Annotated in this window: 14 protein-coding genes; 9 read left to right on the forward strand and 5 right to left on the reverse strand. The window is 67.5% G+C overall.

What is annotated here, in order from left to right:
• Positions 1-285 precede the first annotated feature (285 nt).
• The 3 genes from BLT03_RS21945 to BLT03_RS21955 all read right to left on the reverse strand — a co-directional run bounded on the left by BLT03_RS21945 (position 286) and on the right by BLT03_RS21955 (position 3,185).
• Entirely contained in the window at positions 286-1,578 is a 1,293-nt protein-coding gene (locus tag BLT03_RS21945; RefSeq protein ID WP_289623742.1) for a TRAP transporter large permease, read from the reverse strand.
• A gap of 14 nt (positions 1,579-1,592) precedes the next feature.
• Positions 1,593-2,102, reverse strand: coding sequence for a TRAP transporter small permease (locus BLT03_RS21950; protein WP_092745905.1), 510 nt, complete (start codon positions 2,100-2,102; stop codon positions 1,593-1,595).
• Between the two features lie 120 nt (positions 2,103-2,222).
• Positions 2,223-3,185 (reverse strand): TRAP transporter substrate-binding protein, encoded by a 963-nt coding sequence (locus BLT03_RS21955; protein WP_092745906.1) that lies wholly within the window; start codon positions 3,183-3,185, stop codon positions 2,223-2,225.
• Positions 3,186-3,531: 346 nt separating this feature from the next.
• Here BLT03_RS21955 and BLT03_RS21960 point away from each other — a divergent pair, with 346 nt between their 5' ends.
• The 4 genes from BLT03_RS21960 to BLT03_RS21975 all read left to right on the forward strand — a co-directional run bounded on the left by BLT03_RS21960 (position 3,532) and on the right by BLT03_RS21975 (position 7,902).
• The gene (locus tag BLT03_RS21960) at positions 3,532-4,209 is read left to right on the forward strand and encodes a GntR family transcriptional regulator (protein ID WP_092745907.1); all 678 of its coding nucleotides are present in this window, start codon (positions 3,532-3,534) and stop codon (positions 4,207-4,209) included.
• Between the two features lie 54 nt (positions 4,210-4,263).
• Positions 4,264-4,953, forward strand: a complete 690-nt coding sequence (locus BLT03_RS21965) for a DUF3334 family protein (protein WP_092745908.1) — start codon at positions 4,264-4,266, stop codon at positions 4,951-4,953.
• A gap of 227 nt (positions 4,954-5,180) precedes the next feature.
• Positions 5,181-7,094, forward strand: coding sequence for a potassium transporter Kup (locus tag BLT03_RS21970; protein WP_434802428.1), 1,914 nt, complete (start codon positions 5,181-5,183; stop codon positions 7,092-7,094).
• Positions 7,084-7,902, forward strand: a complete 819-nt coding sequence (locus BLT03_RS21975) for a hypothetical protein (RefSeq protein ID WP_245711510.1) — start codon at positions 7,084-7,086, stop codon at positions 7,900-7,902. Before BLT03_RS21970 ends, BLT03_RS21975 begins: the two co-directional genes overlap by 11 nt.
• Positions 7,903-7,912: 10 nt before the next feature.
• Here the strand turns inward: BLT03_RS21975 and BLT03_RS21980 are convergent, their stop codons facing one another.
• Together BLT03_RS21980 and BLT03_RS21985 are read right to left on the reverse strand one after the other, a co-directional pair.
• On the reverse strand, positions 7,913-9,001 hold the full coding sequence (locus BLT03_RS21980; protein WP_245711511.1) for a response regulator transcription factor: 1,089 nt from the start codon (positions 8,999-9,001) through the stop codon (positions 7,913-7,915).
• The gene (locus tag BLT03_RS21985; RefSeq protein WP_092745909.1) at positions 8,998-12,750 is read right to left on the reverse strand and encodes a hybrid sensor histidine kinase/response regulator; all 3,753 of its coding nucleotides are present in this window, start codon (positions 12,748-12,750) and stop codon (positions 8,998-9,000) included. The genes BLT03_RS21980 and BLT03_RS21985 overlap by 4 nt, the downstream gene beginning before the upstream one ends.
• Positions 12,751-12,900: 150 nt before the next feature.
• Between BLT03_RS21985 and BLT03_RS21990 the strand changes: the two genes are divergently transcribed.
• From BLT03_RS21990 to ureC, 5 genes are read left to right on the forward strand one after another with little or no spacing between them, the layout of a single operon-like run.
• On the forward strand, positions 12,901-13,203 hold the full coding sequence (locus tag BLT03_RS21990; RefSeq protein ID WP_092745910.1) for an urease subunit gamma: 303 nt from the start codon (positions 12,901-12,903) through the stop codon (positions 13,201-13,203).
• A gap of 54 nt (positions 13,204-13,257) precedes the next feature.
• A complete protein-coding gene (locus tag BLT03_RS21995; protein WP_092745911.1) occupies positions 13,258-13,863 on the forward strand; it encodes a HupE/UreJ family protein in 606 nt (201 codons plus the stop codon).
• Positions 13,864-13,912: 49 nt separating this feature from the next.
• Positions 13,913-14,254, forward strand: coding sequence for an urease subunit beta (locus BLT03_RS22000; protein ID WP_092745912.1), 342 nt, complete (start codon positions 13,913-13,915; stop codon positions 14,252-14,254).
• Complete coding sequence (locus tag BLT03_RS22005) at positions 14,251-14,922, forward strand: LysE family transporter (protein ID WP_092745913.1); 672 nt, start codon at positions 14,251-14,253, stop codon at positions 14,920-14,922. Before BLT03_RS22000 ends, BLT03_RS22005 begins: the two co-directional genes overlap by 4 nt.
• Before the next feature lie 51 nt (positions 14,923-14,973).
• Complete coding sequence (gene ureC, locus BLT03_RS22010; protein WP_092745914.1) at positions 14,974-16,716, forward strand: urease subunit alpha; 1,743 nt, start codon at positions 14,974-14,976, stop codon at positions 16,714-16,716.
• The last annotated feature ends 6 nt before the right edge of the window (positions 16,717-16,722 follow it).

Raw genomic sequence — 16,722 nt, forward strand, 5'->3', positions numbered from 1 at the left:
CCCACCCAGGTTTGCGAGGTGTCTGCTCCGTACCTTCCACGGCAGGCAAAGCCAGCGATGCGGATCGAAGATCCCAAGAAGGATGACTGTCCATGAAAAACCCTTGATGATGTCAATGCCCTCCGATGCGTTCCCGCTGAGCGCGGGCGACAGCAGTCGCAGGCTCGACCATGTCGGCATTCAACTCTCAGGCCAAAGGACAAGCCCATCACGCCCCGTGCTTTGGCCACGGCGGCGTGCGGAGCACCGATCCCTTGAACCAAGAGACATCAGCGGTGCTGCGCTCTACATCTGAGACGGCAGCCAAAGCACGATGCCAGGGAACACGTACAGCACCAGCACGGCCGCCATCAGCACGAAGAACATCGGTGCTGCTGCCCGCGCAATCCAGCCGATGTCGCGCTTGGTCAGCCCCTGTATCACGAACAGGTTCAGCCCGACGGGCGGCGTGATTTGCGCCATCTCGACCACCAGCACGATGAAGATGCCGAACCAGATCAGGTCGTAGCCCGCGGCCTCGACCGTGGGCAGCAACACGGCAATGGTCAACACCACCATGGAGATGCCGTCCAGAAAACACCCCAGCACGATGAAGAACACCGTCAACATCATCAGCAGCGCAAAGGGCGACAGGTTTAAAGACCCAATCCACTCGGCCAGGTGGCGCGGCAAGCCGATGAAACCCATGGCCAGCGTCAAGAAGGACGCGCCCGCCAGAATCAGACCGATCATGCAGTACACGCGGCAGGCACTGATCAGGCCTTCCTTGAACTTCTGCCAGCTCAAAGACCGCTCCCACGCGGCCAGCCCCAGCGCGCCGGCCACGCCCAGCGCCGCCGCTTCAGTGGCCGTGGCAACACCGCTGTAAATGCCGCCCAGCACCAGGCCGATCAGAATCACCGCCGGAATCAGGTGGCGCGACTCGTACACCTTTTGCATGAAGGTCAAGCTCATGTCCGACGCAGGCACCTGATCGCGATGGAACATTGCCCAAATGGCGATGTAGCCCATGAAGAGCCCCGCCAGCATCAGCCCCGGCAGCACGCCTGCCAAAAAGAGCTTGGCGATGGACACGTTGGCCGCAACCCCATAGACGATCATGATGATCGACGGCGGGATCAGCAGCCCCAGCGTAGAGGCGCCCGCCAGGGTACCCACCGCCATGGCATCGGGGTAGCCGCGCTTTTGCAGCTCGGGCAAGGTCATCTTGCCGATGGTGGCGCAGGTGGCAGCCGATGACCCCGAGATGGCGGCAAAGATGGTGCAGCCCACCACGTTGGTGTGCAGCAGCCGGCCAGGCAGTTTGTCCACCCAGGGCGCCAGGCCCTTGAACATGCTGTCCGACAGTTTGCTGCGAAAGAGAATTTCGCCCATCCACAGAAACAGCGGCAAAGCGGTCAGGGTCCAGGCAGAGGTAGCCCCCCAGATGGTCAGCATCATGCTGTCACCCGCCGGGCGGCTGGTGAACAGCTCCATGCCCGCGAGACCCACCGCCAACAAACCCAGACCAATCCACATCCCTGCGCCGAGCACGGCCAGCAGGGCCACGATCAACACCGCGGCAATCATCATGTCCATGATGTCTTCCTCAATTACTCGGCCACCGAACCGGGGCCAGCGATGAACCATTCACGACCGCGCAGGCGCGCCACGATCGCATCCAAAAAGGCCAGTGCAAACGCAATGCAGCCAATGGCCATGCACAACTGCGGAATCCACAGCGGTGTGGCGTCGGCAGAGGGCGAGACGTCGTGGGTGATGTATGACAGCCAGACGCTGCGCACGGCATACCAGGCCAGGTAGCCGGTCAGGGCCTGCGCCGCAATCAGCGCACCCCACTCAAAGACCGAGCGCATGCGCGGGCCCATGCGGTCGAGCAGCAGCGTGACGCGGATGTGGTCCCCCTGCATGAGCGTGGTGGGCAAAGCGAAAAACAAGGCCGCCGCAATGGCATAGCCGGCGTAGGCATCCAAGCCCGGAATGTCGATGAAAGTGACTTGGCGGGCCAAAATGCCCAAACAAACAATGACGAAGACCGCCACCATGGACACACAAGCGAGTCCGATGAGCAGGCGATACAGATGACGGACGAGTTGGCCCATGGCGGAATCCTGGCGTACGCGGTGCGTTAAAAAAAGAAGAGCGAGGGAGCGGCCCACGGCGCAGCGGTTTCGCCGTGGGACCGGGCGACCGAGGGCCACAGGCCCCCGATGCGCGCGGAATCAACGCTTGCGGTATGCGTCCACGATGGCCTTGCCGTCTGCACCGGCTGCCTTCACCCACTCATCGGTCATCGTGCTCCCGATCGTGGCGAACTCAGCTTTCAATGCAGCCGATGGCTCGGCAATCTCCATCCCCTTGGAGGCCATCTCTTTGAGGTACGCCTTATCCAGGCGCTCGCTGGTTTCCCAGCCGCGCTTTTCTGCAGCGGCGGCGGCTTTCAAGACCGCTTCCTGCGTGGCCTTGTCCAAGCTGTCGAAAGCCTTCTGGTTCACCACCGTGGCATTGCGAGGCAACCAGGCATTGACCGTGTAGAAGTACTTGACCTGCTCGTACAGCTTGCTTTCCACACCACTCGCAGACGACGTGAGGAAATTGTTGACCGTGTTCGTGGCCAATGCCTGGCCCAACTCAGACAGCTGGATCGTGACGGGTTGCGCCTTGAGCAACTGGGCAATGCGGGTCGAGGCGGGGTTGTACGCGCGCATCTTGGTACCGACAAAGTCTGCCGGTGCCTGAATGGGCTTGTTTGAATACAGCGACTGACCGGGCCACGCTACGCTGAACAGCAGCTTCATGCCCTGGGAAGCCAACAGCTTTTCCTGGGCAGGCTTTGCTGCCTGGTACAGGCGCCAGGAGTCGGCATACGAGGTTGCCAGAAAGGGCACCGAGTCCACGCCATACAGCGGATTTTCATTGGCGGCACCCGACAAGATGAACTCTGCCGACGGTACCTGGCCGGTTTGCACAGCTCGCTTGATCTCATTGGCCTTGTACAGCGAGCCACCGGGGTGCAGCGTGATCTTCAGCTTGCCACCGGTCATCTCATCGACTTCTTTGGCGAACTGCTGGTTGTTCTGCGTCTGGAAAGTGTTTGCGGCATACCCGGTAGGCAGATCCCATTTCACTTGTGCATGGGCGACTCCGGCAACGACGAGAGCAAGCAACAAAAGGCTGCGTTTCATGAAAATGACTCCTAAAAAAACTCACAAAAACCAGGGGTGGGTACGTCAGCGCAAGCCCGACATCTCCGAGACAACATCGAACCGAGCTTTCAAGCCAGAGCTCCAACTTATGCCTGAGCCAAGGCAATCCAGTTAAGCAGAATGCATGCCATCGTTCTTCAATCCTGAAATGATCGCCACCCCAAAGAAATTACATTGTTGAACAATAAATACGCCTAATGCGACTGGTAGTTACCCTCGGCAAGCGCTATCTCAGTGCGTTTTTTGCGCCAGTGCGGTGCGCGGGCCTGCACTGCACAAGGCCACAGATACACTTCAGCAGCCCACCGCGCCCACCTACGCACCCATGACCTGCCCGCCCGACGCTCCGCTCAGCCTCTCCGACCGCATCGCTGAACAGATGCGGCAGAAGATCGTGCAAGGGGAATTCGCGCCGGGGCAGCGGCTGTCAGAGGCGGCGCTGAGCGAACACCTCCAGATTTCTCGCAATACGCTGCGAGAGGTGTTTCGCCTGCTGACCAAGGAGGGTCTGCTGCAGCACGAGCCCAACCGCGGCGTGGCGGTGGCGGTGCCCGGCATTGCGTCGATCATCGACATCTACCGGGTGCGCCGGCTCATCGAATGCCAGGCCCTCGCCCAGGCTTACCCTCGGCATCCGGCCAAGAAGCACCTGCGCCAGGCCGTCGACACGGCGCTGCGCTGCCGCGAGGCCGGCGACTGGCAGGGCGTTGGCACGGCCAACATGGAGTTCCACATGGCCATCGTCGAGCTGGCCGACAGCGAACGGCTCAACGTGATGTTCTCGCACATCCTGGCCGAACTGCGCCTGGCCTTCGGCCTGCTGAACGACCTGGAGTTCCTGCATGCCCCCTATCTGGACATGAACGTGAAGATCGTCGAGCTGTTCGAGGCCGGCAAGCTGCCCGAAGCCTCCTCCGAACTGCACGAATACCTGGTGCATTCCGAACGCATCCTGCTGGGCGTGTACGCGCGCCGGCTCTCGGATGCCGGCCAGTTGCGGTAGGCGCAGCGGCGAAGCCCCCTTACCATCCACCGACCCCTTTCGCCCCACTACACCATGACCTCCACCGCAACCTCCGTCATCTACGGCACAGAAGACCTGCTGATCAGCCTCTGCAACTCGGTGACCCGCGTGCTCAGCGTGGCCACGCAGAGCCCCATCCACTACTCCGGCATGGTGCAGCGCATCACCAAGACCTGCCTGCGCCCGGACATCGGCTGCTTCGTGCTGTTCGACGGAGGGTTCTCGGGCCTGGTGATCATCAATTTCTCGAAAGAAGCGGCGATGGAGCTCTACCAGAGCTACCTGCTGAGCATGGGCATGTCCAAGGACGACCTGGCCAGCTCCTACACCTCGGACGAGGTGTCCAACGTGATGGGCGAGCTGATGAACCAGGTGGTGGGCGACTTCACCGGCAAGGTGCGCCGCGAGCTGCAGACCCACATCACGCAGAACCAGCCCAAGATGCTGGCGCTGAACAAGCAGGTGATGCTGAGCGTGGATGCCAACCTGGACAAGCCCGAGGCACGCCGCGTGACCTTCTACACGGCCAGCAACCACATCTTCTATCTGGAGCTGGCGATCGACCGCACCGAGTTCATCAAGCTCGTCGATTTCGAGCCGCAGGAAGCCCCCGATCCCGACGCGCTCATCGCCCAGGCCGGCCAGGCGCAGCCCGCGGCCCCGGTGCCGGCGGGTGCATCGTCCAGCGACACCGACGACCTGCTGAAGTCGCTCGGCATGTGACGCGTGACGCGGGCCGATTCCAGGCGCCTCGGCGCCCGGAATTCCCGCCCTCTCGATAGCTATTAAATTAATAGCACACCTCCCTAGTGCTGATTGCGCTGGAGGCCTTTTTGGCTTGAATGCCTTGAAACACTGCGCGCCGGAGCCACCCGGTTCGCGCCGCCGGCCTCCACGGCGCCCGCAGCCGGCGCACAATGCGCCGACCTCCACTGCCGCCGCATCCTGCAATGACCTCCACTCCGGTGCCCGGGCACGCGCCCGCTGCCCAGGGCTTCACCGCCAAATCCGCCCTGATGATCGCCGCACTGGGGGTCGTGTTCGGCGACATCGGCACCTCGCCCCTCTACGCCTTCAAGGAATGCCTGAATCCCGAGCACGGCGTGGCGCTGGACCGCGCTGCCGTGCTGGGCCTGCTGTCGCTGGTGCTGTGGGGGCTGATGCTGGTCGTCACCCTCAAGTACGTGGTGTTCGTGCTGCGCGCCGACCATGACGGCGAAGGCGGCATCCTGGCGCTGCAGGGCCTGGCCGCGCAGGCGCTGGAACGCGGCGGCGCCCATCCCTGGGCCTGGAAGGCCATCGCCGGGCTGGGCCTGGTCGGCGCGGCCATGTTCTATGGCGACAGCCTGATCACGCCGGCCATCTCGGTGCTGTCGGCGGTCGAGGGGCTGGAGATCGCCACGCCGGTCTTCAAGCCCTATGTGGTGCCGATCACGCTGCTGGTGCTGATCGGCCTGTTCCTCGTACAGCGCAAAGGCACCGCTTCGGTCGGCCGCGTGTTCGGGCCGGTGATGGTGCTGTGGTTCGGCGTGCTGGCGGTGTCCGGCATCCATCAGATCGCACAGAACCCGCACGTGCTGGAGGCGATCGATCCGCGCTGGGCCATTCAGTTTCTGGGCACGCACCCGGCGCAGTCGCTGGCGGTGCTGGGCGCGGTGTTTCTCGCGTTCACCGGAGGCGAAGCGCTGTATGCCGACATGGGGCACTTCGGCGCCGCGCCCATCCGGCTGGCCTGGCTGTTCATCGCGCTGCCCGCGCTGGTGCTGAACTATTTCGGCCAGGGCGCGCTGGTGTTGGCCGACCCTGCGGCCATCGACAACCCGTTCTTCCGGCTGTTTCCCACCTGGGCCACCGTGCCCGTGGTGGTGCTGGCGGCCTGCGCCACGGTCATCGCCTCGCAGGCCGTGATCTCGGGCGCGTTCTCCATGACGGCCCACGCCATCCGCATGGGCTACCTGCCGCGCATGCGCATCGTGCAGACCTCGGGCTCGGCCATCGGGCAGATCTACCTGCCCACGATGAACTGGCTGCTGATGGCCGGCGTGCTGCTGCTGGTGCTGGCGTTCCGCAGCTCGAGCGCGCTGTCGGCCGCCTACGGCATCGCGGTGTCGCTCACCATGCTCACCACCACCTTGCTGGCTGGCGTGGTCGCGTTGCGCCTGTGGCGCTGGAACCCGCTGGCCGTGGGCCTGGGGGTCGGGTTGTTCGCGCTGGTGGACATCACGTTCATCGTCGCCAACACGCTGAAGATCGCCGAAGGCGGTTGGCTCACCCTCGCGGTGGCGGCGGTCGTCATGTTCATCTTCACCACCTGGGCCAAGGGCCGGCGCGTGGCCGAGCACGCTGCGGCGCAGGAGCGCATGCCGCTCGTTCCGTTCATCGAAGCGCTGGCGGCCGGCATGCCGCACCGCGTGCGCGGCACGGCGGTGTTCATGACCGCCGATGCCGACAGCGTGCCGCACGCGCTGCTGCACAACCTCAAGCACAACCAGGTGCTGCACGAACGGGTGGTGGTGCTGGCCGTGCGCACCCGCCCGGTGCCCCGCGTGCCGCCGGCCGAGCGCCTGCAGGCCCACGAACTGGGCCACGGCTTCTGGTGCGTGACTTCGAACCACGGCTTCATGGAGCCGCCCGACGTGCCCGAAACCCTGCGCCTGCTGGCCTATCAGAAGGGCCTGCACATCGAAACCATGTCCACCTCGTACTTCACCTCGCGCGCCTCGCTGGGCAGTGGCCGGCTCGACGGACTGAGCGCGCTGCGCAAGGCCGTGTTCGGCTCGCTGCAGCGCAACGCGGCGCGGGCGTCGGACTATTTCAGGCTGCCGGACAACCGCCTGATCGAGATCGGCCGCCGTGCGAGTTGACCGCCCGGTGCCCGGCAGGGCGCGCCACGGGCGCTTTCCACGCAGCGCCGCCACCGCTGCCGCCCTGTGCGCGGTGGTTTTTTGCGCCAGCGCGCTCATGGCACCGCTGGCCCACGCCGCAGCGGATGCGAACGCGGACGCCGATGCGGACACGCCCCTGCCCTTCAAGCTGACCACCGGGCTTTATCACGTGGCCGGCGGCGGCCTGCCCGCGGGACCGGGGCTGGACGTGAACCTGCGCTACACCCGGGGCGACGACCATTGGTGGATCGGCGCGTTCCGCTCGCCGGCGCTCGATTTTTCGATGCCGCGCGCCGGCTGGGACCGCACCGTGGCCTTGGGCGACTGGCGCGTGCTGCCCTCGCTGCAGATCGCCTCGGGCGGCTTCGTCGGCGGCAGCGTGGCCGTGGAAACCGGCACCACCTGGGTCGTGGGCGCGGGCCTGGGGCGCACCAACCTGCGCAACTACGCCAACCTCAATTTCGACCCCAACGACGCGTACACCGTTTACGGCAGCCACCGATGGAGCAGTGGCGACACGCTGGCGCTGCAACTGGTGCGCGACAACCGCCAGAACCCCGACCAGCAGAACGTGCACCTCGTCTGGCGCAGCCCACAGCCCGGAGGCGAGCGGCTGACGGTGGACCTGCTGGCCAAGCAGGGCACGGTGGATGGCCGCTTCCAGCGCCGCGCCGGCCTCTCGGTGGGCTACGACTGGGCCGAATGGTTCGTGCGCGCCGCCTGGGACCCGCTGGTGAACTTCACGCCGCAGAGCATGTGGCGGTTGTCCACCGGCGTGCGTTTCTGAGGCGGCCCGCTCAGCCCTCGAACTGCGGATGCGTCTGCCGGATACGCGCCATCGCGATGCCGGCGGCAGCGGTGCGCGTTTCCACGCCCAGCTTCACGTACACGCGCTCCAGGTGCTTTTTGACCGTGGCGGGGCTGGCGCCGAGGATGTCGCCGATGTCCCGGTTGGTCTTGCCTTTGACGAGCCAGTAGAGCACTTCGGCCTCGCGGGCGGTGAGCTTGAACGACAGGCCCATGGCTTCGATGACGGCTGCGTCGGACACTTCGCGCATCACGATCAGCCAGTCGCCGCCGCCCTCGCTGTCGCCGGTCTGCTGGTGCAGGCTGAACGACAGGCGCCGCGCGCCCTGCTCCACCACCAGGCGCGGCGGCTCTTGCTGCTGCGCCGCCAGATCGGCCACGTGGGGCAACTGCGCGCGCAGCCATTCGGTGACGGGTGCGGGCGCGAAGGCCGGCACAGGCACCGGCGCATCGCTGGCGGCGCCGGCTGCCGCGTCCACACCACCGCCGCTGAAGTAGCCGTGCAGCAGCTCGCGCGCCAGCGCGGTCTGCCACATGAGGCGGCCGTCGCTCGCGCGCACGGTGATGCTGGCGTAGCCGAAGGCGTCGAGCGCGTTGCGCGCCTGGCCGGCCTGGCGCATTTCCTGCCGCGCGCGGCGCGCGCCCTGCAGGTGCACGTTCATGCGCGCGAGCACTTCCTTGGGCTTGATGGGCTTGGTCACGTAGTCCACGCCGCCGGCGTCCAGCGCGGCGACCAGGTACTCGGTCTCGGTGAGGCCCGTCATGAAGATGATGGGAATGTGCGCGGTGGCCGGCAGGGCCTTGAGCCGCCGCGCGACCTCGAAGCCGTCCATGCCCGGCATCATCGCGTCGAGCAGCACCACGTCGGGCAGCGCCTGCGCCGCGCGCGACAGCGCGGTTTCGCCGCCCGTGGCGACGAGCACGGTGTAGCCGGATTCATCCAGCGCGTCGTGCAGCACGGCCAGGTTGTCCGGCACATCGTCCACGATCAGCACCACGTCGGAGCGGGTGCGGTCGAGGGCGTGCGCGGCGGCATCGTGGGGCAGCGCAGCGGTGGGGAGCATGGCGTTCGCAATCATGGGGAAAGGTGGGAGGGCGGCGGCGGCGGCGGCGGCGGCGGCGCGGCGGCACCGGTGTCGGCCACCATGCGGGCAATGGCTTCGAACTGGAACTGCCGCGCGTGCGTGCGCGCCTGGCCCACCCAGGCCGCGCATTCGGGCTGCGCCACTTCGATGGCGCCCAACTGGTTGAGCACGCCGCGGTAGTAGCCCAGCTCGACGGCTTCGGACAGGGCCGGCAGGCGCGCAGGATCGGGCGGAACGAGCGCTGCGAACACGGGCTTCGGCGGCTGGGCCAGGGGCGCACTGGCTGCTGAAGGGGCGGTGAGCGCAGCGGACAAACCGGCGGCAGGCGCATCGTCGATCCAGGTGAGGCCCAGGCGCCGCTCCAGCCAGTCCAGCAGTTCGCTGTGGCGCACGGGCTTGACGATGAAATCCTCGGGGCGGATGCCCACATCGTTCTCCAGGCCCTTGTCGAAAGCGTTGGCGGATACCACCGCGATGTGGGCGCTTGCGGCCTTTTGCGGCGTTGCCGGCTGCAGGTTCTGCGGTGAGCCCGGCTGCGCGCCGTGGCCCGCCACCGCTTCGAACTGGCGCAGCCGGCGGATGGTTTCCCAGCCATCGATGCCGGGCATGGCCAGGTCCATGAAGACGGCGTCGGGCCGGTAGCCGGCGGCGATCAGGTCCAGCGCGTCGTGGCCGCTGGCGGCGGTGCGCAAGGTGAAGCCCAGCGGCGCCAGCAACTGCACGAGCAGTTCGCGGTCGGCCTCTTCGTTGTCCACCACGAGCAGGCGGCGGCGAGGGCCTTCGTAGCCGCGGCGCGGCAGGCGCAGGCGGGCCGGCGCCAGGGTGTCGCCCACGGCGCCGGGGTGCACCTCGGGCAGAAAGAGGCGGATGCGGAACAGCGCGCCGGCGCCGGGCGTGCTGGTCACCGTCATCTCGCCGCCCATCAGTTCGGTGAGCATCTTGGCGATGGTCAGGCCCAGGCCGGCGCCGGGCGCGGCGCCCTGGCTGCTGGCCGCGCCGCGCGCGAAGGGCTCGAAGATGCTGGCGCGCTCGGCCTCGGTCAGGCCGGGGCCGCTGTCTTCGATCTCGATCAGGGCCAGCTCGCGCGCATGCCGCACGGCCAGGCGCACATGGCCGCTGGCCGTGAACTTGATGGCATTGCCGATGAGGTTGATGAGGATCTGGCGCACGCGCTTGTCGTCGCCGCGCACCCATTCGGGCAGCGTGCCCAGCGGCTCGAAGCGGAACGCCAGCCCCTTGGCGCGCGCCTGCGGCTCGAACATGTCGCACATCTCGTGCAGGCAGTCGGCAAAGCGCATGGGGCGCACCTGCAGCGTGAGCTTGCCGCTTTCGATGCGGGCGATGTCCAGCGTGCCTTCTATGAGCGACAGCAGGTGCTCGCCGCCCCGGCGGATCACGCTCACGGCCTGCTGGCGGTGCGGCGGCACGGCGGCGTCCTCGCCCATCAGTTGGGCATAGCCGAGGATGCTGTTGAGCGGCGTTCGCAGCTCGTGGCTGATGGCGCTGATGTAGCGGCTCTTGGCCTGGTTGGCCTGGTCGGCCAGCAGGCGGGCGCCCTCGGCCTCTTCGCGCGCTTCTTCGGCCACACCGCGCGCCTGCTCGGCCTGCGAGCGCGCGTGCTCGGCGATGCGGCGCGCCTCCTGCAGGGCTTCGTCGGTCTGGCGGTGCAGGTGGATCTCGCGCTGCAGCAGGTGCGTCTGGCGGTTGGATTCCTCCTGCGCGACCTTGCGGCTTTTGTGGGCCAGCACCAGCCACCACGCGACGATGCCCGAGATGACGAGCAGCGCCAGATACGCTTTGAGCAGCCCCGAGCGCAGCGCGCCGTGCGTGCCGGCCGCAATGGCAGAGGCGGGATTGCTTTCGGGCACCAGCGGGGTGAGGGTCTGCAGTTCCTGGTGGTAGAACAGCCCGAACACTGCGGCCAGCAGCGGTGCGATGACCAGCATCAGCAGCAGGAAGTGGCCCAGCCCGGTATCGAGCATGCGCCAAACGCGCCGCGGCAGCACCCAGCGCAGCGCCGCGCTCCACTGCACCGCCAGGTGCGCATGGGGCTTGCACATGTCGCCGCAGCGTGCATCCAGCGTGCAGCACAGCGAGCAGATGGTGCCGCGGTAGGCGGGGCACTGCGCCATGTCGGGCGCCTCGTACTCGCGCTCGCACACCACGCAGCGCTGCACGGCCCAGGCCCCGGGCGCGCCCACGGCCGCCGCTTGGTCGCCGGCGGGCCGGGCCAGGTAGTAGCGGCCGCGCGTGGCCCAGGCGATGAGGGGCGCCGTGACGAAGGCCGTCACCATGGCGATCACCGCCGAGAAAGCCTGCGCCAGCGGCCCGAACAGCCCCAGGTGCGCCACGATGGACAGCCCCGAGGCCAGCGCCATGGCACCCACGCCCACCGGGTTGATGTCGTACAGGTGCGCGCGCTTGAACTCGATGCCGCGCGGCGACAGGCCCAGCGGCTTGTTCACCACGAGGTCGGCCACCACGGCCATCATCCAGGCGATGGCGAGGTTGGAGTACAGCCCCAGCACCTGCCCCAGCGCCTTGAACACGTTCATCTCCATCAGCATGAACGCGATGAGGGTGTTGAACACCACCCACACCACCCGGCCCGGGTGGCTGTGCGTCAGCCGCGAGAAGAAGTTGCTCCACGCCAGCGAGCCGGCGTAGGCGTTGGTCACGTTGATCTTGATCTGCGACACCACCACGAAAAGCGCCGTAGCCGCCACGGCCCAGCCATAGTGCGGGAAGACGTATTCGTAGGCGGCGAGGTACATCTGGTTCGGGTCCACCGCACGCTCCACCGGCACCATGTGGCTGATCGCCAGGTACGCCAGCAGCGCGCCGCCCAGCATCTTGACCACGCCCAGCACCACCCAGCCCGGGCCGCCTGCCAGCACGCCAAGCCACCAGCGCCAGCGGTTGGCCGCCGTGCGCGCCGGCATGAAGCGCAGGTAGTCGGCCTGCTCGCCCATCTGCGTGATGAGGGCGATGCCCACGGTGAGAGCCGCACCAAACAAGGGCAGATTGAAGGTCGATACCGCGCCGGATTCACCGCCGTAGTGCATGACGCCCGCAAACGCACCAGGATCGCGCGCGATCACATACACGAACGGCACCACCAGCATCACCAGCCACAGCGGCTGCGTCCACACCTGCAGCCGGCTGATGGCCGACACGCCGTGCGTGACCAGCGGAATCACCGCCAGCGCGCAGATGAGATAGCCCCAGCGCGGCGGAATGTCCAGCGCCAACTCCAGCGCATAAGCCATCACCGCGGCCTCCAGCGCGAAGAAGATGAAGGTGAAGGTGGCGTAGATCAGCGAGGTGATGGTCGAGCCGATGTAGCCGAAGCCCGCGCCCCGCGTGAGCAGGTCCATGTCCACGCCGTAGCGCGCGGCGTACACGCTGATCGGCAGCCCCGCCAGGAAGATGATGAGCCCCGTGGCGACGATGGCCCAGAAGGCGTTCAGAAAGCCGTACTGCACCAGCAGCGTGGCGCCCACCGCTTCCAGCACCAGGAACGACGCGGCACCGAAGGCCGTGTTGGCCACCCGCCATTCGGACCAGCGCCGAAAGCGCTGGGGCGTGAAGCGCAGCGCGTAGTCCTCCATCGTCTCGGTCGCGACCCAGCTGTTGTAGTCGCGGCGTACCTTCACCACCTGCTGCGGCACGGCGGCGAGGTGGTCGGCAGGGGCTGCTGCTGCGGGTGCGGCGGTGGTGGCGGCTGGGGTGGCGGGCGTCATGGGGGCCTGAAGGGGCTCGGGTGCCGGGTGCAGGTTCCATGCCACGGAGCGCGGCCACCGCCATCTGGCGTATGGACGGGCATGGCGCTTGCTGACTACCATGCGCATTCCTTTCCCTGCCCTTGCCTTCCCCCTTCAGCCCGCTGCGCCATGGAACTCACCCCCCGCGAAAAAGACAAGCTCCTGATCTTCACCGCCGCGCTGCTGGCCGAGCGGCGCCGCGCGCGCGGGCTCAAGCTCAATTACCCCGAATCCATGGCCCTCATCAGCGCCGCCGTGATGGAGGGCGCGCGCGACGGCAAGACCGTGGCCCAGCTCATGAGCGAAGGCCGCACGGTGCTCACCCGGGCCGACGTGATGGAGGGCGTGCCCGAGATGATTCCCGACATCCAGGTGGAGGCCACCTTTCCCGACGGCACCAAGCTGGTCACCGTGCACCAGCCCATCGTTTGACGGTCTTTCTAGCCAAACCCCTTCTCTGCCCTAGCCACCACTGCCCTTGATGCTATGAAAAAAGAAGCAAAAACTGTTTCCTTCCTGTCCGCCGCTGCGTTGCTGCTGTTGCCCGCCCTCGCCTTCGCCCACCCGGGCCACGGCGCTGAAGACGCGCTGCATGCCGACGCGGGTTTTCTCGACGGCCTGGTCCACCCCTTCACCGGCCTGGACCATCTGGCGGCCATGCTGGCCGTGGGCGTGTGGAGCGCGCTGGCCGTGCGACCCGTGTGGCTGGCGCCCGCCGCTTTCGTGGCGCTGCTGGCCGCTGGCGCCACGGCGGGCTTCCTGGGCGTGGCGGTGCCGGCCGTGGAGCCGATGATCGCGGCCTCGCTGCTGGTGCTGGGCCTGCTGGTGGCCTGGCGCCGCCATTTGGCCCTGCCGCTGGCAGCAGGACTGGCCGGCGCGTTCGCGTTCTTCCATGGCGCGGCGCACGGCACCGAGCTGGGCGGCAGCGGCCAATGGCTGGCGCTGGCCGGCATGGTGATCGCCACGGCCGCACTGCACGGCGCGGGCATCGCCCTGGGCCATGCGGTCATCGCGCGCCACCGCTGGCTGGCCGTGGCGGCAGGCGCCTCGACCGCGCTGCTGGGCGCCACGCTGCTCGTGCGCATGGCCTGAACGGCGCTCGCACTGCCCCCATCGCCCATCCACCCGAGAGCCCACCCTCATGATTCCTGGCGAACTCTTCATCGACGAGGGCGAACACGCGCTCAACACCGGTCGCCGCACCGTCACCCTGGTGGTGCGCAACACGGCCGACCGGCCCATCCAGGTCGGATCGCACTACCACTTCGCCGAAACCAACGGCGCGCTCGGCTTCGACCGCGAGGCCGCTCACGGCATGCGTCTGAACATCGCCAGCGGCACCGCCGTGCGCTTCGAGCCCGGCCAGCAACGCACCGTGGAGCTGGTGGACTATGCGGGCGACCGCACCGTGTACGGCTTTCGCGGGCTCACGCAGGGGCCGCTGGGCGAGGCGACTGGCACCAGCACCGGCACATCGGCATGACCACGCTGTTCGCCGCCGCCTTCCTGCTGGGCCTGGTCTTCAATGCCGCGCCCGGAGCGGTGTTCGCCGAAACCGTGCGCCAGGGCGTGCGCGGTGGTTTCAGGCCCGCGCTGGCCGTGCAGGTGGGCTCGCTCGTGGGCGATGCCACCTGGGCCGTGCTGGGCCTGGCCGGCATCGGCATGGCGATGCAGGTCGAGGCGCTGCGCTGGCCCGTGGGGCTGGCCGGCGCGGCGTACCTCGCCTGGCTGTCGTGGGACAGCTGGCGCGCCGCGCGCGTGGAGCACGCCATGGACGCCACGCCCGCGCGCTCGGATTCGAAAGCGCTCCAGAGCGGCATGGTGCTGTCGCTCACCAATCCGCAAAACCTCGCCTACTGGGCCGCCATGGGCAGCGCCCTGGGGGCCGTGGGCATCGCCCAGCCCACGGCGGGCGACTACGCCGTCTTCTTCGCAGGCTTCATGGCCTCGTCCATCCTGTGGTGCTTCGTCTGCGCGGCCGTGGTGGACCGGCTCTTTCGCCGCGCCGGCGCGCGATGGGCGCGCTTCACCTACCGCGTGTGCGCCGCGGTGCTGCTGGCCCTGGCGCTGGGCACCTTGCGCGATCTGCTGCAGGGCACGCCCGCGTCCGCCGCCACGCCGGCCGCGGCCCACGGCCGGCCCCTGAACTGAGTCCGACCCTTTCATCTTTGTAGAACCGCCCGAGAGCTGGAGCACCTTCCCATGGCCACTGTGTCCAAACGCGCCTATGCCGAGATGTTCGGCCCCACCGTCGGCGACCGCGTGCGCCTGGCCGACACCGGGCTCATCGCCGAGGTCGAGCAGGACTACACCCTGCGCGCAGGCGCCTATGGCGAAGAGGTGAAGTTCGGCGGCGGCAAGACCATCCGCGACGGCATGGCGCAAAGCCAGCGCACGCGCGACGGCCAAGGCACAGGCCCGACGGCCGGCGGCGCCATGGACACGGTGCTGACCAATGCGCTCATCCTCGACCACTGGGGCATCGTCAAGGCCGACATCGGGCTGAAGGGCGGGCGCATCGCAGCCATCGGCAAGGCCGGCAACCCCGACACGCAGCCCGGCGTGGACATCGTCATCGGCCCCGGCACCGAGATCGTCAGCTGCGAAGGCAACATCGTCACGGCGGGCGGCATCGACAGCCACATCCACTTCATCTGCCCGCAGCAGATCGAGGAGGCCCTGGCCTCGGGCATCACGACCATGCTGGGCGGCGGCACCGGGCCGGCCACCGGCACGCTCGCCACCACCTGCACTTCGGGCCCGTGGAACATCGAACGCATGCTGCAGGCAGCCGATGCCTTCCCCATGAACCTGGGCTTTCTCGGCAAGGGCAACGCCAGCCTGCCCGACGCGCTGCACGAGCAGATCGAAGCGGGCGTCATCGGCCTCAAGCTGCACGAAGACTGGGGCACCACGCCGGCCGCCATCAGCAACTGCCTGGACGTGGCCGACGCCACCGACACGCAGGTCGCCATCCATTCCGACACGCTCAACGAAAGCGGCTTCGTCGAGAACACCATCGCCGCCGTGGCGGGCCGCGGCATCTGCGCCTTCCACACCGAAGGCGCGGGCGGGGGCCATGCGCCCGACATACTGCGCGTGGTGGGCGAGGCCAACTTTTTGCCCTCGTCCACCAACCCCACCATGCCCTACACCGTGAACACGCTGGACGAGCACGTCGACATGCTCATGGTGTGCCACCACCTCGATGCCGGCATTGCCGAAGACCTGGCTTTCGCCGAAAGCCGCATCCGCAAGGAAACCATCGCGGCCGAAGACGTGCTGCACGACCTGGGCGCCATCAGCATGATGAGCAGCGACAGCCAGGCCATGGGCCGCGTGGGCGAGGTCATCCTGCGCACCTGGCAGACCGCCCACAAGATGAAGGCGCAGCGCGGCACGCTGGAAGGCGACACCGCGCGCAGCGACAACACGCGCATCAAGCGCTACGTGGCAAAGTACACGATCAACCCCGCCATCGCCCACGGCATCGGCCACGAAGTGGGCAGCATCGAGGTGGGCAAGTGGGCCGACCTGGTGATCTGGAAGCCCGCCTTCTTCGGCGTGAAGCCCGCCATGATCCTGAAGGGCGGCTTCATCGCCATGGCCGCCATGGGCGATCCCAACGCCTCCATTCCCACGCCGCAGCCCGTGCACTACCGGCCCATGTTCGGCGCGTTCGGCGGCGCACTGGCCCGCACCTCGCTCACCTTCGTGTCGCAGGCCGGGCTGGCTGCGGGCATCGGCGAGCGCTTCGGCCTGGCCAAGCAGCTCAGCGCCGTGCGCGGCATTCGCGGGGTGCGCAAGCAGCACATGGTGCACAACCACTACACGCCGCGCATGGAGATCGATGCGCAAACCTACACCGTGCGCGCCGACGGGCAACTGCTCACCTGCGAACCCGCTACCGTGCTGCCCATGGCGCAGCGCTACTTTCTGTTCTGATCGACC

It is taken from the genome of Paracidovorax valerianellae (assembly GCF_900102625.1).
GTDB lineage: Bacteria > Pseudomonadota > Gammaproteobacteria > Burkholderiales > Burkholderiaceae_C > Paracidovorax > Paracidovorax valerianellae.

Coding starts and splice junctions, on each gene's coding strand:
- BLT03_RS21955 (WP_092745906.1), bottom strand. CDS start 3,185: ATGAAACGCAGCCTTTTGTTGCTTGCTCTCGTCGTTGCCGGAGTCGCC.
- BLT03_RS21990 (WP_092745910.1), top strand. CDS start 12,901: ATGGAACTCACCCCCCGCGAAAAAGACAAGCTCCTGATCTTCACCGCC.
- BLT03_RS21980 (WP_245711511.1), bottom strand. CDS start 9,001: ATGATTGCGAACGCCATGCTCCCCACCGCTGCGCTGCCCCACGATGCC.
- BLT03_RS22005 (WP_092745913.1), top strand. CDS start 14,251: ATGACCACGCTGTTCGCCGCCGCCTTCCTGCTGGGCCTGGTCTTCAAT.
- BLT03_RS21945 (WP_289623742.1), bottom strand. CDS start 1,578: ATGGACATGATGATTGCCGCGGTGTTGATCGTGGCCCTGCTGGCCGTG.
- BLT03_RS21950 (WP_092745905.1), bottom strand. CDS start 2,102: ATGGGCCAACTCGTCCGTCATCTGTATCGCCTGCTCATCGGACTCGCT.
- BLT03_RS21985 (WP_092745909.1), bottom strand. CDS start 12,750: ATGACGCCCGCCACCCCAGCCGCCACCACCGCCGCACCCGCAGCAGCA.
- BLT03_RS21960 (WP_092745907.1), top strand. CDS start 3,532: ATGACCTGCCCGCCCGACGCTCCGCTCAGCCTCTCCGACCGCATCGCT.
- BLT03_RS21995 (WP_092745911.1), top strand. CDS start 13,258: ATGAAAAAAGAAGCAAAAACTGTTTCCTTCCTGTCCGCCGCTGCGTTG.
- ureC (WP_092745914.1), top strand. CDS start 14,974: ATGGCCACTGTGTCCAAACGCGCCTATGCCGAGATGTTCGGCCCCACC.
- BLT03_RS21970 (WP_434802428.1), top strand. CDS start 5,181: ATGACCTCCACTCCGGTGCCCGGGCACGCGCCCGCTGCCCAGGGCTTC.
- BLT03_RS22000 (WP_092745912.1), top strand. CDS start 13,913: ATGATTCCTGGCGAACTCTTCATCGACGAGGGCGAACACGCGCTCAAC.
- BLT03_RS21965 (WP_092745908.1), top strand. CDS start 4,264: ATGACCTCCACCGCAACCTCCGTCATCTACGGCACAGAAGACCTGCTG.